The sequence below is a fragment of the Roseateles albus genome, from assembly GCF_028595345.1.
Taxonomy (GTDB): Bacteria; Pseudomonadota; Gammaproteobacteria; order Burkholderiales; family Burkholderiaceae_C; genus Paucibacter_A; species Paucibacter_A albus.
This window is the reverse complement of record NZ_JAQQXT010000002.1, coordinates 440923-464194: the sequence shown is the minus strand read 5'-3', so window position 1 is coordinate 464194 and position 23272 is coordinate 440923. Positions and strand designations below refer to the sequence as shown.

General features: G+C 60.5%; 23 protein-coding genes. 8 read left to right on the top strand and 15 right to left on the bottom strand.

Going from position 1 to position 23272, the window contains the following annotated elements; all coding sequences use genetic code 11:
• Positions 1–10 precede the first annotated feature (10 nt).
• Complete coding sequence (gene cysS / locus PRZ03_RS04990; protein ID WP_273599276.1) at positions 11–1399, bottom strand: cysteine--tRNA ligase; 1389 nt, start codon at positions 1397–1399, stop codon at positions 11–13.
• Positions 1400–1615: 216 nt separating this feature from the next.
• Between cysS and PRZ03_RS04985 the strand changes: the two genes are divergently transcribed.
• The 5 genes from PRZ03_RS04985 (at position 1616) to PRZ03_RS04965 (ending at position 4948) form a co-directional block, all read left to right on the top strand.
• Complete coding sequence (locus PRZ03_RS04985) at positions 1616–2155, top strand: tetratricopeptide repeat protein (RefSeq protein ID WP_273599275.1); 540 nt, start codon at positions 1616–1618, stop codon at positions 2153–2155.
• Between the two features lie 121 nt (positions 2156–2276).
• Positions 2277–2864 carry a peptidylprolyl isomerase gene (locus PRZ03_RS04980; RefSeq protein WP_273599274.1) on the top strand — a complete coding sequence of 196 codons (588 nt, stop codon included), beginning with the start codon at positions 2277–2279 and terminating at the stop codon, positions 2862–2864.
• Positions 2861–3367, top strand: a complete 507-nt coding sequence (locus tag PRZ03_RS04975) for a peptidylprolyl isomerase (protein WP_273599273.1) — start codon at positions 2861–2863, stop codon at positions 3365–3367. The genes PRZ03_RS04980 and PRZ03_RS04975 overlap by 4 nt, the downstream gene beginning before the upstream one ends.
• The gene (locus PRZ03_RS04970; protein WP_273599272.1) at positions 3354–4163 is read left to right on the top strand and encodes a UDP-2,3-diacylglucosamine diphosphatase; all 810 of its coding nucleotides are present in this window, start codon (positions 3354–3356) and stop codon (positions 4161–4163) included. Before PRZ03_RS04975 ends, PRZ03_RS04970 begins: the two co-directional genes overlap by 14 nt.
• Entirely contained in the window at positions 4163–4948 is a 786-nt protein-coding gene (locus PRZ03_RS04965; protein WP_273599271.1) for a M90 family metallopeptidase, read from the top strand. The genes PRZ03_RS04970 and PRZ03_RS04965 overlap by 1 nt, the downstream gene beginning before the upstream one ends.
• Positions 4949–4997: 49 nt before the next feature.
• Here the strand turns inward: PRZ03_RS04965 and clpA are convergent, their stop codons facing one another.
• Complete coding sequence (clpA, locus tag PRZ03_RS04960) at positions 4998–7313, bottom strand: ATP-dependent Clp protease ATP-binding subunit ClpA (protein ID WP_273599270.1); 2316 nt, start codon at positions 7311–7313, stop codon at positions 4998–5000.
• A complete protein-coding gene (gene clpS, locus PRZ03_RS04955; protein ID WP_263532090.1) occupies positions 7310–7666 on the bottom strand; it encodes an ATP-dependent Clp protease adapter ClpS in 357 nt (118 codons plus the stop codon). The genes clpA and clpS overlap by 4 nt, the downstream gene beginning before the upstream one ends.
• A gap of 77 nt (positions 7667–7743) precedes the next feature.
• Between clpS and PRZ03_RS04950 the strand changes: the two genes are divergently transcribed.
• On the top strand, positions 7744–8163 hold the full coding sequence (locus PRZ03_RS04950; RefSeq protein WP_273599269.1) for a cold-shock protein: 420 nt from the start codon (positions 7744–7746) through the stop codon (positions 8161–8163).
• 374 nt (positions 8164–8537) lie between these two features.
• The gene (locus PRZ03_RS04945) at positions 8538–10784 is read left to right on the top strand and encodes an NADP-dependent isocitrate dehydrogenase (RefSeq protein WP_273599268.1); all 2247 of its coding nucleotides are present in this window, start codon (positions 8538–8540) and stop codon (positions 10782–10784) included.
• A gap of 110 nt (positions 10785–10894) precedes the next feature.
• Here the strand turns inward: PRZ03_RS04945 and icd are convergent, their stop codons facing one another.
• The 3 genes from icd to hemN all read right to left on the bottom strand — a co-directional run bounded on the left by icd (position 10895) and on the right by hemN (position 14423).
• On the bottom strand, positions 10895–12148 hold the full coding sequence (gene icd, locus PRZ03_RS04940; protein ID WP_273599267.1) for an NADP-dependent isocitrate dehydrogenase: 1254 nt from the start codon (positions 12146–12148) through the stop codon (positions 10895–10897).
• Between the two features lie 131 nt (positions 12149–12279).
• Positions 12280–12993, bottom strand: a complete 714-nt coding sequence (locus PRZ03_RS04935; RefSeq protein ID WP_273599266.1) for a sulfite exporter TauE/SafE family protein — start codon at positions 12991–12993, stop codon at positions 12280–12282.
• A complete protein-coding gene (gene hemN / locus PRZ03_RS04930) occupies positions 12993–14423 on the bottom strand; it encodes an oxygen-independent coproporphyrinogen III oxidase (RefSeq protein ID WP_273599265.1) in 1431 nt (476 codons plus the stop codon). The genes PRZ03_RS04935 and hemN overlap by 1 nt, the downstream gene beginning before the upstream one ends.
• Before the next feature lie 179 nt (positions 14424–14602).
• Here hemN and fnr point away from each other — a divergent pair, with 179 nt between their 5' ends.
• Positions 14603–15337, top strand: coding sequence for a fumarate/nitrate reduction transcriptional regulator Fnr (gene fnr, locus PRZ03_RS04925; protein ID WP_263532085.1), 735 nt, complete (start codon positions 14603–14605; stop codon positions 15335–15337).
• Positions 15338–15346: 9 nt separating this feature from the next.
• Here fnr and PRZ03_RS04920 read toward each other — a convergent pair whose 3' ends face one another.
• From PRZ03_RS04920 to PRZ03_RS04880, 9 genes are read right to left on the bottom strand one after another with little or no spacing between them, the layout of a single operon-like run.
• Complete coding sequence (locus PRZ03_RS04920; protein WP_263532084.1) at positions 15347–15628, bottom strand: hypothetical protein; 282 nt, start codon at positions 15626–15628, stop codon at positions 15347–15349.
• A 35-nt stretch (positions 15629–15663) separates the two neighbouring features.
• The gene (locus PRZ03_RS04915) at positions 15664–15948 is read right to left on the bottom strand and encodes a hypothetical protein (RefSeq protein WP_273599353.1); all 285 of its coding nucleotides are present in this window, start codon (positions 15946–15948) and stop codon (positions 15664–15666) included.
• 30 nt (positions 15949–15978) lie between these two features.
• Complete coding sequence (gene ccoG, locus PRZ03_RS04910) at positions 15979–17457, bottom strand: cytochrome c oxidase accessory protein CcoG (RefSeq protein ID WP_273599264.1); 1479 nt, start codon at positions 17455–17457, stop codon at positions 15979–15981.
• Between the two features lie 32 nt (positions 17458–17489).
• Entirely contained in the window at positions 17490–18404 is a 915-nt protein-coding gene (ccoP, locus tag PRZ03_RS04905) for a cytochrome-c oxidase, cbb3-type subunit III (RefSeq protein WP_273599263.1), read from the bottom strand.
• Positions 18401–18556 (bottom strand): cbb3-type cytochrome oxidase subunit 3, encoded by a 156-nt coding sequence (locus PRZ03_RS04900; RefSeq protein ID WP_263532081.1) that lies wholly within the window; start codon positions 18554–18556, stop codon positions 18401–18403. The genes ccoP and PRZ03_RS04900 overlap by 4 nt, the downstream gene beginning before the upstream one ends.
• Positions 18557–18569: 13 nt before the next feature.
• The gene (gene ccoO, locus PRZ03_RS04895) at positions 18570–19193 is read right to left on the bottom strand and encodes a cytochrome-c oxidase, cbb3-type subunit II (RefSeq protein WP_263532080.1); all 624 of its coding nucleotides are present in this window, start codon (positions 19191–19193) and stop codon (positions 18570–18572) included.
• A 27-nt stretch (positions 19194–19220) separates the two neighbouring features.
• Complete coding sequence (gene ccoN / locus PRZ03_RS04890; RefSeq protein WP_263532079.1) at positions 19221–20669, bottom strand: cytochrome-c oxidase, cbb3-type subunit I; 1449 nt, start codon at positions 20667–20669, stop codon at positions 19221–19223.
• Between the two features lie 21 nt (positions 20670–20690).
• Positions 20691–20891 (bottom strand): cbb3-type cytochrome oxidase assembly protein CcoS, encoded by a 201-nt coding sequence (ccoS, locus tag PRZ03_RS04885; RefSeq protein WP_263532078.1) that lies wholly within the window; start codon positions 20889–20891, stop codon positions 20691–20693.
• A 7-nt stretch (positions 20892–20898) separates the two neighbouring features.
• On the bottom strand, positions 20899–23238 hold the full coding sequence (locus PRZ03_RS04880; protein ID WP_273599262.1) for a heavy metal translocating P-type ATPase: 2340 nt from the start codon (positions 23236–23238) through the stop codon (positions 20899–20901).
• Positions 23239–23272 lie beyond the last annotated feature (34 nt).

The window sequence follows — 23272 nt, the reverse complement described above, 5'->3', positions numbered from 1 at the left end:
GCGCCCCACTTCAGGCCTTCATCCAGGTCGTACCGCTGGCAGAATCCTGCAAGACGATGCCGGCGGCCAGCAACTCGGCGCGAATCCGGTCGGCGCCGGCAAAGTCCCGCGCCGCCTTGGCCGCCGCACGCGCGGCAATTTGCTGCTCTATCGCCGCCTCGTCCAGAGCACTGCTAACACCACCGTTCTGCAGATAGTCACGCGGCCGCTGCTGCAACACACCCAGCACGCCACCCAGCCTCTTCAACAAAGCGGCGTCGGTCACCGAAGCGCTGCGATTGACCTGTCCGGCTAACTCGAACAGCGCCGCAATCGCCCCCGGCGTATTGAAGTCATCATCCATGGCGGCGCGGAAGGCAGCCGCTTGCGGATGCGTCCAATCAATCGCCCCGTCTGCAGCCGGCAAATCCAAACCATCCAACGCGGTATACAAGCGGCACAGCGCGACGCGAGCGTCATCCAGATTCACATCGCTGAAATTGAAGGGGCTGCGGTAATGGGTGCGCAGCATGAAGTAGCGCAGCGTCTCGGCGTCATAGCGCGCCAGCACTTCGCGGATCGTGAAGAAGTTGCCCAGGGATTTGGACATCTTGACCTGATCCACATTCAAGAGACCGTTGTGCGCCCAGATGGTGGCGGGCGGCAAGCCGCTTGCACCTTCGCTTTGGGCAATTTCGTTCTCGTGATGAGGGAATTGAAGGTCAGCACCGCCGCCATGCAGGTCGAACTGCTGGCCCAGGAGCGCGCAGGCCATGGCCGAGCATTCAATATGCCAACCGGGCCGGCCGGGTCCGTAGTCCGAGGCGAACTTGGCGTCCTCGGGCTCCTCGGCCTTGGCAGCCTTCCAGAGCACGAAGTCGAGCGGATCTTGCTTGCCCTCGTCAACGGCCACCCGCTCACCCGAGCGCAGGTCGTCCAGCGAACGCCCACTCAACTTGCCGTAACCCTCGAACTTGCGAACCGAATAATTGACGTCACCATTGCTGGCGCGATAGGCCAGACCCTTGCCCTCAAGCGCACCAATCATGGACAACATCTGCGGCACAAACTCGGTCGCGCGAGGTTCATGGGTGGGCCGCTCGACGCCGAGGGCATCCAGATCAGCATGCATGGCCGCGACCATTTCCTCGGTCAACTGGCGAATCGGAATAGCGCGTTCCAGCGCGCGACGGATGATCTTGTCATCGATGTCGGTGATGTTGCGCACATAAGTAACCCGGTAGTCACTCGCACGCAACCAGCGATAGATCAGGTCAAACGCCACCATCATCCGCGCATGACCGACATGGCAAAGATCGTAAATCGTGATGCCGCACACATACATGCGTGCGTGGCCGGGCTCAAGGGGTTCAAAAGGCTGCACCGCGCGGGTCAGCGTGTTGTAAATGCGAAGGGACATGGAGCTCTCGGGGGCTACGTCGGCAAGGTGCCGACGGGCTGACCTGCGGTTCATGGGGGCCTACAAAGCGCCCCGTCATAAGCCGTCCCAAGAGCGGTCCGGCTTCAGGCGGGTCGCCGTAGAATGGCCGTCAGTATAGCGGTTGACCCGGTCTTTCAAGCCCGGACTGACCCTGATCTAGCGCGCGCAAGCGGTGGAAAACCAGCCCAAATCCTCATGCCATTTAGCAAATATATAAAGCCAAACTCCTTGTTTTTGCTGCTGGCATTGCTACTCACCTTGAGCTCGGCGCGCGCCGGTGACATCGAGACCGCGCAGCGCCAATGGCTGGCCGGCCAACGCCCGCAAGCGGTCGCAACGCTGGAAGCCGCCCTGCTAAAAACGCCGCATGAATTGAAGCTACGCTTCGCCCTGGGCGTGATGCGTATGGAGCTGGGCGAGCCAGCCGCAGCCCTCACGATCTTCACCGCCTTGACGCAAGACTTCCCAGATCTCGCCGACCCATTCAACAATCTTGCAGTCCTGCATGCCGGCATGGGCGAGTTGGATCTAGCCCAGCAGGCCTTGGAGCAAGCCCTGGCCCTGCAGCCCGGTCATGCTCAAGCGCAAGAGAACCTGGGCGACATCTTGCTTCGCCAAGCACACCGCGCTTATCAGCGCGCGCAAGCGAGCCAGACCGCCCCCTCCAGCTCGCTTGGCCTCAAGCTGACGCAAACGCAAGCGCTGCTGCAAACCCTGAAGCTGTCCGCTCAGTGAGCGCCCGAGTCATCAAGCCACGTCACCCGCCTCGAGAGGGTCTTGCAAACGGAGCACGATCCAGCTCTTTCTTGTGAGTGACAATCCAGTCACCCAGACTTTTGTTCCAACAACAGAATCTATGCACGCTCCAACACGCACCCCTTTGATTCGCAGCTTGCTGCTGGCAGCCGGCATTGCCTTGGCGGCCTTCGCAACCCAGGCTCAGACTGTGAAGCTCAGCACCAGTGAGGGCGATATTCGCATCTTGCTCGACGCCGAAAAAGCGCCCAAGACGGTCGCCAACTTTCTGCAATACGTCAAGTCAGGCCATTACAACGGGCTGATCTTTCACCGGGTGATTGAGAACTTCATGATTCAGGGCGGCGGCTTCAGCGTCGACATGAAGCAAAGGCCGACCAAGCCGCCGATCCCGCTTGAGGCCAATAACGGCCTGTTGAATCTGCGCGGCAGCCTCGCCATGGCCCGCACCAACGACCCCAATTCGGCCACCTCGCAGTTCTTCGTCAATACCGTCGACAACGCCTTCCTCGACGCCGCCAATTCGCCCGGCGGCCAAGGCGGTTATGCGGTGTTCGGCCAGGTCATCGAAGGCATGGATGTGGTCGACAAGATCCGCTCGGTGCCGGTTGGCAATAGTGGCCAGCACCAAAACATTCCCCTAAAACCCGTCATCATCAACAAAGCCATTGTGGAGTCCAACAAATGAGCACCAAAACCGTCGAACTGCATACCAACCATGGCCTGATCACTGTCGAAGTCGATCTGGCCAAGGCACCCATCTCGGCCGAAAACTTCCTCGCCTATGTGCGCAGCGGCCACTATGACGGCACGGTGTTTCACCGCGTGATCAAGCGCTTCATGATCCAGGGCGGCGGTTTCGCGGTCGGCATGAAGCAAAAGCCAACCACCGGCGAGATCCAGAACGAAGCCAATAACGGCCTCAAAAACGAGCATTACACGCTGGCCATGGCACGCACCAGCGCGCCGCACTCGGCCTCCAACCAGTTCTTTATCAACACCACCAACAACGACTTTCTGAACTTCAAATCAGAAACCGCTGGCGGTTGGGGTTATGCGGTTTTTGGCAAGGTCATCGCCGGCAAAGAAGTCGTGGACGCGATCGAAAAGGTCCGCACCGGCAACTCGGGCGGTCATGGTGACGTGCCGGTTGAAGACGTGATCATTGAGCGCGCGGTTGAACTCGCCTAAGACGTTTGATGCGGGGCCAGCAAAAGCGGCCCCCTCACTGGCTTTTGACGAGTTGACGGCACCGCCCGAGTGGCGCCGCATCGAATTCCTCTCCGATCTGCACCTATCGCCGCATACGCCGGCGACGTTGGCTGCATTGCAGGCGCATCTCCAAGAGACCAGCGCGGACGCTGTGCTGCTGCTGGGCGATATCTTCGAGGTCTGGGTCGGCGACGATGCCCGCTTTGATGACTTCGAGGCCTCTTGCCTTGAGATTCTGCGCAGCGCAGGCGCACGCTTGAAGCTCTACTTCATGGCCGGCAACCGCGACTTTTTGCTGGGGCCCGACATGCTCAAAGACTGCGGCGCGCAGGCCTTGAGCGACCCCACCGTGCTGTGCGCTTTTGGCCAACGCTGGCTGCTCACGCATGGCGACGCCTTGTGCCTGGCCGATAGCGCTTACCAAGCCTTCAGGACGCAGGTCAGGACACCGCAATGGCAAGCTCAATTCCTTGCGCAGCCGCTGGCCGTACGCCGTGCACTGGCCCAGCAGATGCGCGACGGTAGCAAGGCCCAGCAAGCGATGCAACGAGAGGACTTGTGGGCCGATCTTGACACCGAGGCATGCCTGGCTTGGCTCAAGGTCACCGACTGCAAGGCACTCATCCACGGTCACACCCACCGGCCGGCCGAGCATGTGCTGGCGCCGGGGCTGATCCGCCATGTTTTGTCGGACTGGGACTTCGAGTCCGAGGCACCGCGCGGCGATGTCCTGCGCCTGCGTGCATCCGGCTTGCGTCGCATCCCGCTGGCCTGATGTGGCGCCGCCTGCAGCAGGCTTGGGCCGCTAAGCTTGAGGCGCGCGCGCTGCGCCGCCACCCCATCCCAGAGCCACTCTGGCAGTTGACCTTGCTGCGCTACCCCTTCTTGGCGCAGCGCAGCGCAGCCGATTTGGCCGAGTTGCGCCGACTGTGCTCGCTATTCCTGGCTGAAAAAGAGTTCCACGGGGTTGCCGGCTTCGAGGTCAGCGATGACATCGCCCTGGCCGTCGCGGCGCAAGCCTGCCTGCCGGTGCTGCGCTTGGGGCTGAGCTGGTACGCGAGCTTTGTCGGCATCGTCATCCATGCCGACGAAGTTGTCGCCCAGCGCGAGTTCGTGGACGAGGACGGCGTGGTCCACCAATTCGAAGAAGAGCTGGCCGGCGAGGCGATGGAAGGTGGGCCGCTGATGCTGGTGTGGTCGGCCTTCGAGCCTGATCCGGGCAGCGCATCAGTAGGTGGCGCGATCTTCAATGTCGTCATCCATGAATTCGCCCACATCATCGATATGCATGGTAGCTGGGCCGACGGCGTACCGCGCCAGGCTGACAAGGCCGCCCACGCGCATTGGCTGGCGGTGATCGAAGCGGAGTGGCAATGGTTTTGCGAGCGCGTCGACGCGGGCGCTGCGACGCTGATCGACCCCTATGGCGCCGAGAGCTTGGAGGAGTTCTTCGCCGTCGCGGTCGAGGCCTTCTTTGTCGCACCACTGGCATTGTTGGGCGAACAACCGGCGCTGTACCGGCTGCTCGCCGACTTCTTCAAGCAAGATCCGGCCAGCTAAAAAAAAGAGACCCCGCAGGGTCTCTTTTACAGCTAACTAAGGCAGCAACTCAGCTGGCCGTAGCCGGCTCCGCCTTGGGTTTGTTGTCGCGCACCTTCAGCGGCTGGATGTCGAGCAAGGTCTGACCCTCGTCGTCCACATCCACGCTCAAGCGCCCGCCATCCACCAGGCGGCCGAACAGCAATTCATCGGCCAGAGCGCGGCGAATCGTGTCTTGGATCAAACGCTGCATTGGCCGTGCGCCCATCAGCGGATCGAAGCCCTTGACCGCCAAATGCTTGCGCAACTTGTCGCTGAAGGTGACCTCGACCTTCTTCTCTTGCAACTGACTTTCCAGTTGCAGCAAGAACTTGTCGACCACGCGCATGATGATCTCGGAGTCCAGCGCCCGGAAGGACACGGTGGCATCCAAGCGATTGCGGAACTCGGGCGAGAACAGCTTTTTGATATCGGCCATCTCATCACCCTGCTCGCGCGAGTTGGTGAAGCCAATGGTCGACTTGTTCATCGTCTCGGCGCCCGCATTGGTCGTCATGATGATGATGACATTGCGGAAGTCAGCCTTGCGCCCGTTGTTGTCGGTCAGCGAGCCATGGTCCATCACCTGCAGCAGCACATTGAAGACATCCGGATGCGCTTTCTCGATCTCATCGAGCAAGAGCACCGCGTGCGGCTTCTTGGTGATGGCTTCGGTCAACAAACCACCCTGATCGAAACCGACATAGCCGGGAGGCGCGCCGATCAAGCGGCTGACCGCATGGCGCTCCATGTACTCGGACATGTCGAAGCGGATCAACTCGATGCCCAGAATGTAGGCCAACTGCTTGGCTACCTCGGTCTTGCCCACACCGGTCGGGCCGCTGAACAAGAAGCTGCCGATCGGCTTGTCCGGCTTGCCCAGGCCCGAGCGTGCCATCTTGATCGCAGCGGCCAAGGCTTCAATCGCTGGCGCTTGACCAAACACCACACTGTTGAGGTCGCGGTCCAAAGACTTCAGCTTGCTGCGATCATCGCTGGATACAGAGGCCGGCGGGATGCGGGCAATCTTGGCGACGATATCTTCGACCTCGCTGCGGGTGATGGTCTTCTTCTGCTTGTTCTTGGGCAAGATGCGCTGAGCGGCGCCGGCCTCGTCGATGACGTCAATCGCCTTGTCGGGCAGATGCCGGTCATTGATGTATTTGGCCGACAGCTCGGCAGCAGCCTGCAAGGCACCCAAGGCGTACTTGACGCTGTGATGTTCCTCGAAACGCGACTTCAGACCCTTCAAAATTTCTATCGTCTGCTCGACCGATGGCTCGGCCACGTCGACCTTCTGGAAGCGCCGGCTCAGCGCCGCATCCTTCTCGAAGATGCCGCGGTACTCAGTGAAGGTGGTCGCACCGATGCACTTCATGGCGCCGCTCGACAGCGCCGGCTTGAGCAAGTTGCTGGCATCCAGCGTACCGCCCGAGGCCGCACCCGCACCGATCAAGGTGTGGATTTCATCGATGAACAGAATCGCGTTGGGCTGATCTTTCAATTGCTTCAAGACCGCCTTCAGGCGCTGCTCGAAGTCACCCCGGTACTTGGTGCCCGCCAACAGCGAGCCCATATCGAGTGAATAGACCACCGCCTCGGCCAACACGTCGGGCACTTGCCCCTCGGTGATGCGCCAAGCCAAGCCCTCGGCGATGGCCGTTTTGCCGACACCGGCCTCACCGACCAGCAGCGGATTGTTCTTGCGCCGGCGGCACAGCACTTGCACCACGCGCTCGACTTCCAGCTCACGGCCGATCAGCGGATCGATCTTGCCGTCTTTGGCGAGTTGATTCAGGTTCTGGGTGAACTGATCCAAAGGCGAGCCCTTGCCCTGCCCTTCGCCATCTTCACGCTCAGCCTCAGGGTTAGCGGCGCCATCAGCGCCCTTGGGCGCATCAGGTGGGTCCGACTTCTTGATGCCGTGAGCAATGAAGTTCACCACGTCCAAGCGCGTCACGCCTTGCTGGTGCAAATAGTAGACGGCGTGCGAGTCTTTCTCGCCGAAGATCGCCACCAGCACATTCGCGCCAGTGACTTCCTTCTTGCCGCTGCCGGTGGATTGCACATGCATGATGGCGCGCTGAATCACACGCTGAAAACCCAGCGTGGGTTGCGTGTCCACCTCATCCGAGCCACCCACGGTTGGCGTATTTTCCTTGATGAATTGCGCCAAACTTTTGCGCAAATCATCGAGATTGGCCGAACAAGCCCGCAGCACTTCGGCTGCAGAAGGGTTGTCCAACAATGCCATCAGCAAGTGCTCGACGGTAATAAATTCGTGGCGCTGCTGGCGCGCCTCGACGAACGCCATGTGCAGGCTAACTTCAAGCTCTTGCGCAATCATGCGGCCTCCATAATGCACTGCAAAGGATGGCCAGCTCGCCTTGCGGCGGCCAGCACTAACTCGACTTTCGTCGCTGCGACGTCCTTGCTGAAGACGCCGCACACCCCACGACCATCGTGGTGGATTTTTAGCATGATCTGGGTTGCTGTATCCAGGTCATGACGGAAATACTCCTGCAAAACCATCACGACAAATTCCATTGGCGTGAAGTCATCATTCAGCAGCAGGACTTGATAGAGCCGCGGAGGTTCGGTTTTCTGGGTCGCGCGCTCGAGGATTGTGGTGCCGTCAGAGCTATCGCGACCCGGTTGAATGGGCGGAGGTACTGGCGGTTGGCTGGGGATATCTGGCATGTCTTGATTCTATCGACTAGGCCCAAGCCTCGCTTAGACCTGACTACATCTTGCGCCTTCATGGTCGATTGCAAGCCTTGAATTGGCCCTTGGCACAGGCTTTTTTCACAAACTTCCGCGCAACCAAGGGTCTGCCCCATTCGGGCAGGCCCCGAATTGACACCCCTTCGCCCGAATTTGAAAATTCGCGGCGGTGCAAACAGCACCTTGAATATGGGGAAGGAGTCGATATGGCCTTTGGGACAGTCAAGTGGTTCAACGATGCAAAAGGTTTCGGGTTTATCGAACCAGAAGCCGGTGGGGACGATGTGTTCGCCCATTTTTCAGCCATTCAAATGGACGGCTTTCGAACTTTGCCGCAAGGCGGGCGGGTCAGCTATGAACTGATCCAAGGCCCCAAGGGTCAGCTGGCGCAAAACATCACCCCGATGGATGCCCCTGCAAATCAGAGCTCGGCCCAAGCGAAGGCATTGAGCGAGTTGAGTGAAATGGCCTGAACCGGCGCACGAGAACTCGAACAAGGCGAGCGCTCAGGGCGCCTCAGCGCTCGCCAATCTTTGCGCAAGCGGCTTGAATCAGGCCTGCTCACAGCAAGCATGAAGGCCTTGTGAACAGGTCGCGCCGGCAACCTCGGCTCCATCAAACTGGTCCCGCAACTAGGCATCCGTGGAAGCCCACCGCCACGGCGCCCGCATACTCGCCTTGGGAGTCTGAAGCCCTGTCCGTAGAATGCAGGCCGCTTGACCCATCCGTCAGACCTGTATCAGCAACCGATGGCACAGTGACGGGTCTGCGCAAACCAATAGCGCAAAGCCAAAAGCCATCAGCTCAAACGATGCAACACTCAGCAGCCCTTTCCGGAGATTTGTGAATGACCACCAAGCAGCCGACCATCATCTACACCCTCACCGACGAGGCCCCTTTGCTGGCGACCTGCGCCTTCCTGCCCATCATCCGCACCTTCACGGCGCCGGCCGGCATCCAGATCGAGGAGAGCGATATTTCGGTGGCCTCGCGCGTGCTCGCCGAGTTCCCTGAATACCTGAGTGAAGCCCAGCGCGTGCCGAACACCCTGGCCGAGCTTGGTCGCCTGACCTTGCTGCCCGACACCAACATCATCAAGCTGCCCAATATCAGCGCATCGGTGGGTCAGCTGCAGTCCTGCATCCGCGAATTGCAGTCCAAGGGTTTTGCCATCCCAGACTACCCGGAAGACCCGAAGTCCGAGGAAGAAAAATCAATCCGCGCACGTTACTCAAGGTGCACCGGCAGCGCCGTCAACCCGGTCCTGCGCGAAGGCAACTCTGACCGCCGCGCGCCACGTGCCGTCAAGGAATACGCCCGCAAGCACCCTCATTCAATGAGTGATTGGGCGCAAGCTTCGCGCACCCACGTCTCGCACATGCACCACGGGGACTTCTACCATGGCGAAAAGTCGATGACGCTGGACAAAGCGCGCGACGTCAAGATGGAATTGGTGACCAAGAGCGGCCAGACCATCATCTTGAAACCCAAGGTGTCATTGAAAGATGGCGAGATCATCGACTCGATGTTCATGAGCAAGACGGCGCTGTGCGAGTTCTATGAGCAAGAGATTGAAGATGCCTACAAGCATGGCGTGATGTTCTCGCTGCACGTCAAGGCGACGATGATGAAGGTTTCGCACCCGATCGTTTTCGGCCACTGCGTGCGCATCTTCTACAAGGAAGCCTTCGCCAAGCACGCCCAACTCTTCGAGGAGCTCGGCGTCAACGTCAACAACGGCATGGTCAATCTGTATGACAAGCTCGCCACGCTGCCCAGTTCGCAGCGCGAAGAAGTCATGCGTGACCTGCACGCTTGCCACGAAAAGCGTCCCGAATTAGCGATGGTTGATTCGGCCAAAGGCATCACCAATTTCCACTCGCCCAATGACATCATCGTCGACGCCTCGATGCCGGCGATGATCCGTATGGGCGGCAAGATGTGGGGCGCCGACGGCCGGCCGAAGGACGTGAAGGCCGTGATGCCCGAATCGACCTTTGCGCGCATTTATCAGGAGATGATCAACTTCTGCAAATGGCACGGCAACTTCGACCCCAAAACCATGGGCACCGTGCCCAATGTGGGCCTGATGGCGCAGCAGGCCGAGGAATACGGCTCGCATGACAAGACCTTCGAGGCGCCCGAGGACGGCGTGGCCAACATCACCGACCTCGCCACCGGCGAAGTGCTGCTGAGCCAAAACGTCGAGGCCGGCGACATCTGGCGCATGTGCCAGGTCAAAGACGCGCCGGTGCGCGACTGGGTCAAACTCGCCGTCACGCGCGCACGCAACTCGGGCATGCCGGCCGTGTTCTGGCTGGACCCGTACCGCCCGCACGAGAACGAGCTGATCAAAAAGGTCAAGCTCTACCTGAAGGAACACGACACGACGGGTCTGGACATCCAGATCATGTCGCAGGTGCGCGCCATGCGTTACACCTTGGAGCGCGTCGTGCGCGGCTTGGACACCATCTCGGTCACCGGCAATATCTTGCGCGACTACCTGACCGACTTGTTCCCCATCATGGAACTCGGTACTTCGGCCAAGATGCTGTCGATCGTGCCCTTGATGGCCGGTGGCGGCATGTACGAGACCGGTGCCGGCGGTTCGGCCCCCAAGCACGTCAAACAGTTGGTAGAAGAAAACCATCTGCGCTGGGACTCGCTGGGTGAATTCCTGGCCTTGGCAGTGTCCTTGGAAGATCTTGGCATCAAGACCGACAACGCGCGCGCCAAGCTGCTGGCGAAGACGCTGGACGCGGCCACGGGCCGATTGCTCGACAACAACAAAAACCCTTCGCCCAAGACCGGTCAACTCGACAATCGCGGTAGCCAGTTCTACTTGGCAATGTTCTGGGCGCAGGAACTCGCGACCCAGACCGAGGACAGCGCATTGGCCGCGCACTTCACGGGCCTGGCCAAAACGCTTGCCGACAATGAGCAGAAGATCGTCGACGAGTTCCAGGTCATTCAGGGCCAAGCAGCCGACATCGGCGGCTACTACCTGCCCGACCCGGTGAAGACCCAAGCCGTGATGCGCCCAAGCACGACGCTCAACGCCGCTTTGGCAGCCTCGGCCGCGCTACAGGCCTGAAGCCAAAGCCGCCAAATTGGCGGCTGTTTTCTCATGCACTGCGCGTAAAAAAGCCCCGCTCTCCACAGGAGAACGGGGCTTTTGTCCGTCAGCCAATGCCGACGTTCGTCTTACATATGCTCGATCATGACGGCGCCGAAGCCCGAGCAGGAAACTTGCGTCGCACCGTCCATCAGGCGCGCAAAGTCATAAGTGACCCGCTTGCTCAGAATCGATTTACCCATGGATTCAATGATCAGGTCGGCCGCTTCCAGCCAGCCCATATGACGCAACATCATCTCGGCCGAGAGGATCTCTGAACCCGGGTTCACATAGTCCTTGCCGGCGTACTTAGGCGCCGTGCCATGCGTGGCTTCAAACATCGCGATCGAGTCGCTCAGGTTCGCGCCCGGGGCAATGCCGATGCCGCCGACTTGTGCGGCCAAGGCGTCGGACACATAGTCACCATTCAGGTTCAGCGTGGCAATCACCGAGTACTCGGCCGGGCGCAAGAGGATCTGCTGCAAGAAGGCATCAGCGATCGAATCCTTGATGATGATGTCCTTGCCGGTCTTGGGGTTCTTGAGCTTGCACCATGGGCCGCCGTCGATCAACTCGGCGCCGAATTCCTTCTGCGCCAGGTTGTAGGCCCAATCACGGAAGCCGCCTTCCGTGTACTTCATGATGTTGCCCTTGTGCACGATGGTGACGCTGGGCTTGTCATTGTCTATCGCGTACTGGATCGCCTTGCGCACCAGGCGCTCGGTGCCCTCAATCGACACCGGCTTGACGCCAATACCCGAAGTCTCGGGGAAACGGATCTTCTTGACGCCCATCTCCTCTTGCAAGAACTTGATCAGCTTCTTGGCCTTGTCGCTCTCGGCTTCGAATTCGATGCCGGCATAGATGTCTTCCGAGTTCTCGCGGAAGATCACCATATCAGTCTTGTGGGGCTCTTTCACTGGCGATGGCACGCCGGGGAAGTAACGCACTGGGCGCAGGCACACATACAGGTCCAGCTCTTGACGAAGTGCCACGTTGAGCGAACGAATGCCGCCGCCCACCGGCGTAGTCAACGGACCCTTGATGGACACGACATAGTCCTTCAAGACGGTCAGCGTCTCGGCCGGCAGCCAGACGTCAGGGCCGTAAACCTTGGTCGACTTCTCGCCGGCGTAGATTTCCATCCAGTGGATTTGCTTTTTGCCGCCGTAGGCCTTGGCCACAGCCGCGTCAACCACCTTGATCATCACCGGGGTGATGTCCAGACCAGTACCGTCGCCTTCAATGAAAGGAATGATGGGCTGATCAGGCACGTTGAGCGAGAAGTCAGCGTTGACGGTGATCTTCTGCCCGCCCTCGGGCACCTTGATGTGTTGGTACATGTATGTCGTCTCCACGGAGCGTGATTGAGAAAATTCGCTTTTTATTCTATGCGAGCTATGCCCGCTTGAAACGCCGGTTACTCCCGGTGTCGCGCCAAGCCTGTCGTTGACAGCGGACCGAATCTATCTGTTCACCTGCAGAACGCGACGACCTGCGCCCACACGCCATGACCCAAGGCCCAGCCAGAGGCAACCGCCAAACCCAGACCGCTGAGCCGCACCGACCAGCGCATGCCTGCGACCGCAGCACCGCCCTGCCCTTGCAGTTTGACCCAGAGCAGCGGCCCCAAGGCCAAACCCAAGCCGGAGGCACCCGCAAACAGCGCCATCACCGCAGCACCCTGGGCCGGCCCCGAGGCCAAGGCCGCCACCAGCAAGGCCGACTGCAAGAGCCCGCAGGGCCAAGCGGCCCAGGCAAGCCCAAGCATGCCGGCTCGTGCGGGCCGAGCGAAGATCTTGCCGCCCCCCTTCAAACCGTCCAAGGATGAGGTCACCGAAGGGCGAATGCCGTTGGAGATACGCTGGCCAATGCCTTCGAGCCAGGCCGGCTGGCGCCCATGCCATAGCAAGGCCAAGCCGAGCAGGAAAGCCGCCACATGCAGCAGCACCCAGAGTGGCCGCAACAGGGCCGAGGCCTGCCCCCATTGAGCCAACAAGCCCACGCTGGCTGCGGCCAATCCCCCTGCGAGGGCATAACTGAACAAACGCCCGAGCTGAAAGCCGAGCATGGCCGAACGTGAGGGGCCCGCAATAGCAGTGCTGGCGCCGCCGCACATGGCCAGACAATGGGGAGTGCCGGCCAGCCCCATCAGCAGGGCCGAACCGGCTAAAGCGACATCAAGCATCAAATGATTCTAGAGAATCTCTCGCGGCTCCGGTCGGCTTGCAGATAACGGTCAAACACCATGGCGACCGCGCGCACAAAATACCAACCCATTGGCGTGACTTGAATCGCACCCGGCTCCAGCGTCACCAGGCCTTGTTCGGCCAACTCAGCCATGCGCTCCAACTCGGGCTTGAAATAGGCCCGCATATCAACCAAGTGCGACAACTCGATCGACTCAAACTCCAGCCTGCCCTGGCACATCAAGGCCATGATGACCGCACGCCGGACGATGTCGTCACGACTCAGGGCCAAGCCGCGCACGATAGGCAACTGGCCTTGGCGCAGCGCGTCGTAGTACTCGTCCAGCGTCTTCGCGTTCTGGCTATAACAAGCACCGACACGGCCGATCGCCGACACTCCCAGTGCCACCAGATCGCAATCAGGCTGAGTGCTATAGCCCTGGAAGTTGCGGTGTAGGCGCCCTTGCCGCTTGGCCACAGCCAAGGAATCGGTGGCCAAGGCGAAGTGATCCATGCCGATATAGCTGTAGCCATGGCTTTGGAAGCCGGCGATGGCCCCCGCCAACATCGCAACCTTGTCACCGGCCGGCGGCAGTTGGGCCGTGTCGATGCGGCGCTGCGGCTTGAAGCGCTGCGGCAGATGGGCGTAGCCATAGAGCGCGATGCGATCCGGCTTCAAGGCGCCAACTTGAGCAATCGTGCGAGCAAACGAGTCCGGCGTCTGCAGCGGCAGACCGTAAATCAAATCGACATTGGTGGACTCGAAACCCAGTTCGCGCGAGGCGATCATCAAGGCCTCGACACTCTCGTAGCTCTGCTCTCGGTGCACGGCTTTTTGTACCGCCGCGTCAAAGTCCTGCACGCCAAAGCTGAGTCGGTTGAAGCCCAGTTCACGCAGATGTTTGAGCCGGTCCTTGGTGACCGTGCGGGGATCCACTTCGATCGAGACTTCGGCCCCAGGCGCCACACGAAAACGCTCGCGCAGTGCGAGCATCAACTGGCTCAACTCGGCGTCGCTCAAAAAGGTCGGTGAGCCGCCGCCCAAATGCAGTTGCGACACCGCCGCTCCGCGCCCCAGATGGGCGAGCGTCAGATCCATCTCGGTGACCAAGGCCTGCAGGTACTCGACCGCCTTGTCATGGTGCTTGGTGATGACCTTATTGCAAGCACAGTAGTAGCAGACCGATTCGCAAAACGGAATGTGGATGTACAGCGACAAAGGCGAGGCACTGCCCAAGGAGCCACCTGCTCTTTGCTGCAAGGCCTGCGTGTACTGATCGGCCGAAAAGGCTTCGACAAACCGGTCTGCGGTCGGGTAAGAGGTGTAGCGCGGCCCTGAGACATCGAAGCGGCGCAACAGCTCTTCGCTGATACTGTCCGAGGCTTGGACGGAACCCAAGGCGGGGCTAGCGTGAATGATCTGTACCATGGCGCATACTTTGCCAAGAGTTTGCTTTCACCGCTTGATCAAGATCAAGCTTAAGCTGCTTGGTGAGGCCAACAATGCAGCAGTTCTTGAGATACATCAGGCTGATGATCTCGGGAGCCACTTTCCCCAAAGATTCGCCGCCCCGCTGTTACGGCGGCGCGTCAGTTGAAAAGAGCCAAATGAACGCCACCATCCCGATCAAAATCGAACCCCTGAAGGTTGCCTGCTCGAGTTGCAATTTGCGCGAGCTGTGCCTGCCGGTGGGCCTGTCGTCGGGCGATTTGGAGCAACTTGACAAGCTGGTCGCGACGCGCCGCCAAGTCGGACGCGGCGATACTTTGTTTCGCAGCGGCGACAGTTTTCTGTCTTTGTACGCTGTACGCACAGGCTTTTTCAAAACCTGCGTCACCTCAGAGGACGGCCGAGACCAAGTCACCGGCTTTCAAATGGCCGGCGAGTTGCTGGGCTTGGACGGCATCAGCACCGACCGCCACAGCTGCGACGCGGTAGCGCTGGAGGATTCTTCGGTCTGCGTGATCCCCTACGAGCAACTGGAAGAGTTGTCGCGCGAATTCACCGACTTGCAGCGCCAGTTCCACAAAATCATGAGCCGCGAGATCGTGCGCGATCACGGCGTGATGCTGCTGCTGGGCAGCATGCGGGCCGAAGAACGGCTGGCCGCTTTTTTGCTGAACCTGACCCAGCGCCTGCAAGCGCGCGGCTTCTCCGCTGCCGCCTTGGTGCTGCGCATGACACGCGAAGAAATCGGCAGCTACCTGGGCTTGAAGCTCGAGACGGTCAGCCGGACTTTCTCGAAGTTCCAGGACGACGGTTTGCTGGAAGTCAAACAGCGCCAGTTGCGCATCCTCGACCAAGCCGGCTTGCAGCGCTTGGTCAATAGCACCACCTGCTAAGACGCAAACTCAGCGGGGCCAGGCGCGCGGGTGCCGGTCCTGCGGCAGCTCCGGCAAAGTGGCCATCAGCACGCTCAAACTGGCCGCTAGGCTGATGATCAGCCAGAACAGCAAAAATCCCAGGGTATAGACCGCTTGGCGCGGCAACTCGACCGGCGCGCCGCCAAACCAGGTCAGATCACCCGGATCGACCAGCGCAAACACCAGTGCCGTCAGCACCCCGGCCATCAAGAACGAGGGCCACACCACCGCCATCGCGACCCGGCCCAGGGTCGAACGATCAGTTGGCACTGGGCTCGAGTCTGAAGCTGGGGTGGGCGAATCGCTCATTTCCCACCTGTCGCGGCGTGATTGCGAGCCTCTTTCGCAGGCTGCATGGCTTTGGCAGACGCCTGCTCTTGCAGCACGGGATCGGGATAGCGCAGCGCCAAGCCAAGGGTGATGAAACTCGCCACCACGACCAAGGACGGGCCGCCCACCACCCACCACATCACCGGCTCTCGCCACCAAGGGCGCGTCGCCTCGGGCGCTACAACAGCGGCGGCAGTGGCCGAAGTTGAGCTCAATGAAGACGATGAAGCGGGCGAATTGATATTTTGATGCTCAGTCATGATTCTTTTCCAAAGCTGGGCGGCTGCGCATCAGCGCGGCACCACAAACGTTGATTTTTCGATTGAAGCCTGAACCGGCTCCTTGCCCGCTTGCTGTGGGCGCATCAACTGGAACTGGATCGGGTGAGCGCCAGCACCGGCCTGCGCGGCCACTTCCGGCGGCACACGCACCGCCACAGACACCCAGCGCGCTTCGGCTGCACCCACTGTGAGCGCAACCGGCTGAGCCAAAGCCACGCCCGTCATACCCGTGACCGCCACCGTGAAGTCCTGTGGCTGCTCGGTGGTGTTCATCACCTGCAGGCGGTACAGGTTTTCAATGAAACCGTCCTCGACCAAACGCGCCATCACGCCGCGGTCGCGCACCACATCGAGTTTGACGGGGCTGCGCAGGAACAAAAGACTGCCCAGCAAGGCCGAGCACAAAACCACTAAAACAACCGTGTAAATCACCACACGCGGACGGAACACCCGGCGCAGCTTTTGGGCCGGACTCAGGTGTTGGTTCAGCCCGTTCTCGGTGTCGTAGCGAATCAGCCCGCGCGGGTAATCCATTTTGTCCATCACGCCGTCGCAGACGTCGATGCAGGCCGCGCAACCAATGCACTCGTATTGCAGGCCTTTACGGATATCAATGCCGGTTGGGCAGACCTGAACGCACAAGGTGCAATCGATGCAGGAACCCAGGCCGGCAGCTTTGGCGTCGACCTTCTTGCCGCGCGAACCGCGTGGCTCGCCGCGCTCGGCGTCGTAGCTGATGATCAGCGTATCTTTGTCAAACATGGCGCTTTGGAAGCGCGCATAGGGGCACATGTACTTGCAGACCTGCTCACGCATATAGCCCGCATTGCCATAGGTGGCAAAACCATAGAACAAGACCCAGAACCACTCCCAGGGCCCGAAGCCAAGCGTAAAAGCCTCGGCCCACAGCTGCTTGATCGGTGTGAAATAGCCGACAAAGCTGAAGCCCGTCCACAGGCCGAGCGCAATCCAGCTGAGTTGGGTGGCGCTCTTGCGCCATAGCTTGTTGAAACCCCAAGGTTGGGCATCGAGCTTGATTCGCGCTTGACGATCGCCCTCAAACTGTCGCTCGATCCACATGAAGATTTCGGTGTAGACCGTCTGCGGACAAGCAAACCCGCACCACAGTCGCCCGGCCACCGCCGTGAACAAGAACAAGGCGTAGGCCGACACCATCAGCAGCCCCGTCAGGTAGATGAAATCCTGCGGGTAAAGCACCAAGCCGCCGATGTAAAACCGGCGGGTGGCCAAGTCAAACAAGACCGCTTGGCGGTCATTCCACTGCAACCAAGGCAGGCCGTAGAACAAGAGCTGGGTGAACCAGACCAAGCCCCAACGCCAGCGCGCAAACAGGCCGCTGACTGAGCGCGGATAGATCTTGCTCTGTGACTGGTAGAGAGAAACGATCTCGATGACCGTCTGGCTACCCTTGCCTGCCGAGGCAGGCTGTGGGGTCTTGCTCTGACTCTTGTCCGACTCTGCGCTCATGCCTACCTTGGGTGAAGCTTACTTCTCAGACTTCATTTGGCCGCAGCGGCCACATTGCTCGACATGCCCCACACATAAGCGCCCACGATGTGGATCTGCTCTGGGCTCAGGCGAGTGGACTGCGCGGGCATGACATTGGTCTTGCCGTTGTTGATCATGCTGATCACTGCCTCTTCACCCCAGCCATGCAGCCACACCTTGTCGGTCAGGTTAGGCGCGCCAATTGCTTGGTTGCCTTTGCCGTCCGCACCGTGGCAGGCCGCGCAGACACCGAACTTGGTGCGCCCCATCTGTGCAGCGATCGCGTTATGGGCACTGCCGGAAAGGCTCAGCACATAATTGGCGAGATTGCGGACGTCCTCAGGCGTACCGACTGCAGCGGCCATCGGAGGCATCATGCCGATGCGACCGTTGGTGATGGTCTGGGTGATGGTCTCGTGACTGCCGCCGTAGATCCAGTCGGTGTCGGTCAGGTTGGGGAAACCCTTGCTGCCCTTGCCGTCGGAGCCGTGGCAACCGGCGCAGTTATTGGCGAACAAACGCTCACCGATACCCATCGCCACCGGGTCTTGTGCCAAGACCTCGACCGGCTTGCCCTGGAACTTCGCGAACAAAGTGGCCATCGCCTTGTTGGCAGCCTCTTGCTCTTGGCGGTACTGGCCTTCACTGGTCCAACCCAGCGAACCAGGCTTGCTACCCAGGCCGGGATACATGGCCAAGTAGATGCCGGCGAACACCACCGTCAGCACGAACAGAATCGCCCACCAGCGCGGCAGCGGATTGTTCAGCTCGATGAGGTCTTCGTCCCAGACATGGCCCGTGCTGTTGTCGTCAGCCATGACCTTGCGGCGGCTGGCGATGAAGAGCAAAAAGATGCAAAAAACCAAGCCCAGAATCGTGCCGGCGGCGACGAATATGGACCAGCCATCATGGAAAAAATCACTCATTGCGGCCTCCCATTACCATCTTCACCCAGCGGCAACATGCCCTGCTCTTCAAAGCTTGCCTTGTTGCGGCCGGCATAAGCCCAGCCCACGATACAAAGAAACACCAGCAGCGAAAACACCGTCACTGCCGCGCGCAAAGTATTGATATCCATAGCAATCAACCTTTCACTTCAGCGCAGTGCCGAGCACCTGCAGGTAAGAAATCACTGCGTCCAACTCGCTGCGGCCCTTGACGGCTTCGGCGGCTTCTGCAATTTCCGGGTCCGTGTAAGGGACGCCGACAACGCGTAATGCACGCATCTTGGGCGCCAGCTCGGCCGGATCCAACATATTCTTGGCCAACCAGGGGTAAGCCGGCATATTGGATTCAGGCACCAAGTCGCGCGGGTTGGTCATGTGAATGCGATGCCATTCGTCGCTGTACTTGCCACCGACCCGGTGCAGATCGGGGCCTGTGCGCTTGCTGCCCCACTGGAAGGGGTGGTCATAGACGAACTCACCGGCGGTCGAAAAGTGACCGTAGCGCAGCGTCTCCGAACGGAAGGGACGAATCATCTGCGAATGGCAGTTGTAGCAGCCCTCGCGGATGTAGATATCCCGTCCGGCCAGTTGCAGCGCGGTATAGGGCTTAAGCCCGGGGGTGGCTTCGGTGGTCGAGCGCTGGAAGAACAGCGGAATAATTTCCACTGCGCCGCCGACGATGATCGTCAGCAGCACCAGCACAATCATCAGAAAACTATTGGTCTCGATTTTCGCGTGACCGGTGGCTTTATCGTTTGTCGATGCCATATCAATTTCTCCTTGGTCAGCGAAGCATCAGGCGTGAGCCAGTGTTGTCGGGATAGCGCTGGCCTGAGCACGGCCGACTTGCACCGTCTTGATCACATTCCAGGACATGATCAACATGCCGCCCAGATACAGCACACCACCCAGCAGTCGAACCACATAGAAGGGGTAAGTTGCCTTGACGCTCTCAACAAAGGTGTAAACCAGGCTGCCGTCGGGGTTGACCGCACGCCACATCAGGCCCTGCATCACGCCGGCAATCCACATCGCGGCGATGTACAAGACGATGCCCAGCGTCGCGACCCAGAAGTGCAGCTCAATTGCCGACTTCGAGTACATCTCGGTGCGACCGAACATACGCGGAATCAAGTGGTAGAGCGAGCCCATCGAAATCAGACCCACCCAGCCCAAGGCGCCGGAATGCACGTGACCAATCGTCCAGTCGGTGTAGTGACTCAAGGCGTTGACCGTCTTGATCGACATCATCGGGCCTTCAAAGGTGGACATACCGTAGAAGGACAGCGACACAATCAGGAACTTCAGGATCGGGTCATCGCGCAGCTTGTGCCAAGCACCGCTCAAGGTCATCACGCCGTTGATCATGCCGCCCCAGCTTGGCGCCAACAGCACCAACGAGAACACCATGCCCACGCTTTGCGCCCAGTCGGGCAAAGCGGTGTAGTGCAGATGGTGCGGGCCCGCCCACATATAGGTGAAGATCAGCGCCCAGAAGTGGACGATGGACAGCCGGTAGCTGTAGACAGGACGACCCGCTTGCTTGGGGATGTAGTAATACATCATGCCGAGGAAACCAGCCGTCAGGAAGAAGCCCACCGCGTTATGGCCATACCACCACTGCACCATCGCGTCTTGCACACCGGCGTAGGCCGAGTAGCTCTTGAACAGGCTGACAGGGATGGCTGCGCTATTGACCAGGTGCAAGAGCGCCACCGCCAAGATGAAGGCACCAAAGAACCAGTTGGCCACATAGATGTGCTTGACCTTGCGGATGGCGACGGTGCCAAAGAAGACCACCGCATAAGCCACCCAAACCAAGGTGATCAAGATGTCGATAGGCCACTCCAGCTCGGCGTATTCCTTGCCGCTGGTAATTCCCAAGGGCAGCGTGATCGCCGCCGACAGAATCACCAATTGCCAGCCCCAGAACGTGAACCAAGCCAGGCCGGGCGCGAACAAGCGCGTGTAGCCGGTGCGCTGAACCACGTGGTAAGCGGTCGCGAACAGCGAGCAGCCGCCAAAAGCAAAAATCACGGCATTGGTGTGCAACGGTCGCAAGCGACCGTAAGTGAGCCACGGTATGCCCAAATTAAGTTCTGGCCATGTCAGCTGGGCGGCAATGATCACCCCCACCAACATACCCACAACACCCCACAGTACGGCGGCAAGTGCGAATGCTCGCACTACGCCGTCTTCGTACACTCCTCCGGTAGAACTTACCGGTCCAGCGGTTTTTGCCATTGCGTCGGCTCCTTACGGCTTCTAATTAGACGATGGCGATTCTTTGCCATCGCCAGGGGGGGGAACTTGATGTTCATCAAACCCATCTACATCTTCGAGGATTCGATTGCCTTCACGTTCCAAATCTTCCAGTTGACCGTTGTTAATTGCCCACCCAAAGACTCCAACGATCAACAGGACCAAGAGTACGGACAAGGGAATCAACAAATACAAAATGTCCATAACGGTGTCAATGTGGTGACCGAGCGAGGCGCTGCGCATTCAGCACAACAAAAAGTGAGCTACCCGCCATCCCCAATCCAGCCGCCCAAGGAGGCAGAAAACCGAGCAAGGCCAGGGGAATACAGGCAGCGTTGTAAACGGCGGCCCAAAGCAAGTTCTGACGAATAATTTGAGCGGTACGCAGAGCCAGCTTGCGAGCCATGGCTAGGTCCAACAGGCGATTCGACAGCAGCAAGGCATCGGCACTGGCGCGCGCCAGCATCGCCCCCTGCCCCATCACCACGCTGACGTCGGCACGCGCCAGCACCGGCGCATCGTTGATGCCGTCGCCGACCATCAGCACACAGCGGCCCTCGGCTTGCAGCTGGGCCACCGCGGCCAGCTTCATGGCCGCCGTCGCATCGCCCTGCGCCGACTGCACGCCGGCGCTGGCGGCCAGGCGCGCCACCCGCTCACCGGCGTCGCCCGACAGCAGCAGGCTGCGCAGGCCCTGGCTGTGCAAGGCCGCCAAAGCCTCCCGAGCATCCGCTCGCAACATTTCGCCAAAACGCATGTAAAGGGCCTGCGCGCCGCTGCCAAAAGCCAGTTGGGCGTCGGCGAGCTGGGGCTCAGTAGCTACGCTCGGCTCTTGCTCCCGCACCCAAGCCGGCGAACCCAAGCGCCAGACCTGCCCTGCGGCATCAACTGCCTGCAAACCCAGGCCCGGCAGCTCCTGCACCTGCGCCCAAGCTTCCATCTCCGGCAAGGCAGGCTCCGAAACTTGGCTTGAGTCCGCGCCAACCAAGGCACGCGAAAACGGATGCTGCGAATGCTTGGCCAAGGCCCGCGCCGCGCTCAACAAAGCAGCCGCATCGCCGCCGACCGCCTGCTGCTGCAGCAGCACCATGTCTTCTTGTGTCAGCGTGCCGGTCTTGTCCAGCACGACCGTATCGACCTTGCACAAGGTCTCAAGCAGCTCCAGCCTGACCAGCAAGACGCCCCGCTTGGCCAAGGCGCCGGTCGCCGCCAACCTGGCCGACGGTGCCGCCAGCGACAGCGCGCAAGGGCAAGTCACGATCAAGACCGATACGGCCACCCAGACCGCCCGCGAGGGATCGATAAAGCTCCACAGCAGTGCTCCGCCGATCGCCAGCGCCAATACTGCCCAGAGGAAGGGGCCGGCCACCCGATCCGCCAACTCGGTCGTCGCGGGACGCTGTGTCATCGCCTCGCGCATCAAGCGCTGAATCGCTTGGTGGCGGGTATCGGCACCCACCCGCTGCACCCTCACCAAGACCGGCGACTGCATATTCAGGCTTGCCGCCACCACCTCGTCCCCCACACCTTTGGCCACCGGCAGCGACTCGCCGGTCAGCAAGGATTCATTGGCACTGGTCGCCCCGGACTCGATCCGGCCATCGGCCGGGAAGGCCTGGCCGGCAAAAACCCGCACCAAATCCCCGACCTGCAGGCGACTCGGCGCCACACGGGCGCTGCTGCCGTCTGGCTCAAGGCGCTCCACCGCATCCGGCAAGGCAGCGCTGGACTGCTCCAGCTGCGCAGCGGCGCGGTGTCGCGCGCGCATTTCCAAAAAGCGCCCGCCCAACAAAAACGCCACAAACATCGTCAAGGAGTCGAAATAGACCTCATCGCCGAAGAATCCGCCGGGCTCAAACAAGGCGCCGCTGCTGGCCACAAAGGTCGTCAGCAGCCCCAGGACCACGGGCACATCCATGCCCAAGCGGCCGGAGCGAATCTGCCGCCATGCAGCACTGAAAAAAGGCCCGGCCGAGAACAGCAAAACCGGCAGGCTCAACACCCAGCAAGCCCATTGCAGCAGGCGCTCCAAATCAGGACTGAGATCACCGGGCTCGGCAAAGTAAGCCGGCGCGGCCATCATCATCACCTGCATCATCAGAAAGACGGCGACGAACAAACGCCACAAGGCCTTGCGCTGCTCGCGTTCGCGCAGTTCGCGCGCGGGCGCCGCCGCATCCGGTGCGGCGCCATAACCGGCTCGCTCAACGCGCTCCAAAATCGCGCTCAAGCGGGTGCGTGTCGGCAACCAAGTCAAGGTCAGGCGCGCGCTGGCGGCATTGACCCTGGCCGCCTGCACGCCGGGCAAGTCCAGCAAGGCGCGCTCGATGATGCCGGCGCAAGCGCCGCAGTGCAGCCCAGCGAGCTGAAACTGGGAAATGGCTACAGTCGGAGCGGCATTCGACTGACCGCTCGCGGCCTCACCCTCGGCCGCCCGCCAATGCGTGAACGGGGCGAGCAAATCGGGATCATCCAGCGCGGCGATGCGCTCGGCCGCGCAGGCGGGTTCGGCGTCGTGAGGGTGAAGGTGCTTGGAGTCGGAGATCATCATGCGGGGATCGGTCCCATAATCTAGGCGAGTCCAT

Bases quoted from the DNA above. Each gene is read 5' to 3' on its own strand.
- cysS (WP_273599276.1), bottom strand. From the start codon at position 1,399: ATGTCCCTTCGCATTTACAACACGCTGACCCGCGCGGTGCAGCCTTTT.
- PRZ03_RS04985 (WP_273599275.1), top strand. From the start codon at position 1,616: ATGCCATTTAGCAAATATATAAAGCCAAACTCCTTGTTTTTGCTGCTG.
- PRZ03_RS04980 (WP_273599274.1), top strand. From the start codon at position 2,277: ATGCACGCTCCAACACGCACCCCTTTGATTCGCAGCTTGCTGCTGGCA.
- PRZ03_RS04975 (WP_273599273.1), top strand. From the start codon at position 2,861: ATGAGCACCAAAACCGTCGAACTGCATACCAACCATGGCCTGATCACT.
- PRZ03_RS04965 (WP_273599271.1), top strand. From the start codon at position 4,163: ATGTGGCGCCGCCTGCAGCAGGCTTGGGCCGCTAAGCTTGAGGCGCGC.
- clpA (WP_273599270.1), bottom strand. From the start codon at position 7,313: ATGATTGCGCAAGAGCTTGAAGTTAGCCTGCACATGGCGTTCGTCGAG.
- clpS (WP_263532090.1), bottom strand. From the start codon at position 7,666: ATGCCAGATATCCCCAGCCAACCGCCAGTACCTCCGCCCATTCAACCG.
- PRZ03_RS04945 (WP_273599268.1), top strand. From the start codon at position 8,538: ATGACCACCAAGCAGCCGACCATCATCTACACCCTCACCGACGAGGCC.
- icd (WP_273599267.1), bottom strand. From the start codon at position 12,148: ATGTACCAACACATCAAGGTGCCCGAGGGCGGGCAGAAGATCACCGTC.
- PRZ03_RS04935 (WP_273599266.1), bottom strand. From the start codon at position 12,993: ATGCTTGATGTCGCTTTAGCCGGTTCGGCCCTGCTGATGGGGCTGGCC.
- hemN (WP_273599265.1), bottom strand. From the start codon at position 14,423: ATGGTACAGATCATTCACGCTAGCCCCGCCTTGGGTTCCGTCCAAGCC.
- fnr (WP_263532085.1), top strand. From the start codon at position 14,603: ATGAACGCCACCATCCCGATCAAAATCGAACCCCTGAAGGTTGCCTGC.
- PRZ03_RS04915 (WP_273599353.1), bottom strand. From the start codon at position 15,948: ATGACTGAGCATCAAAATATCAATTCGCCCGCTTCATCGTCTTCATTG.
- ccoG (WP_273599264.1), bottom strand. From the start codon at position 17,457: ATGAGCGCAGAGTCGGACAAGAGTCAGAGCAAGACCCCACAGCCTGCC.
- ccoP (WP_273599263.1), bottom strand. From the start codon at position 18,404: ATGAGTGATTTTTTCCATGATGGCTGGTCCATATTCGTCGCCGCCGGC.
- PRZ03_RS04900 (WP_263532081.1), bottom strand. From the start codon at position 18,556: ATGGATATCAATACTTTGCGCGCGGCAGTGACGGTGTTTTCGCTGCTG.
- ccoO (WP_263532080.1), bottom strand. From the start codon at position 19,193: ATGGCATCGACAAACGATAAAGCCACCGGTCACGCGAAAATCGAGACC.
- ccoN (WP_263532079.1), bottom strand. From the start codon at position 20,669: ATGGCAAAAACCGCTGGACCGGTAAGTTCTACCGGAGGAGTGTACGAA.
- ccoS (WP_263532078.1), bottom strand. From the start codon at position 20,891: ATGGACATTTTGTATTTGTTGATTCCCTTGTCCGTACTCTTGGTCCTG.
- PRZ03_RS04880 (WP_273599262.1), bottom strand. From the start codon at position 23,238: ATGATGATCTCCGACTCCAAGCACCTTCACCCTCACGACGCCGAACCC.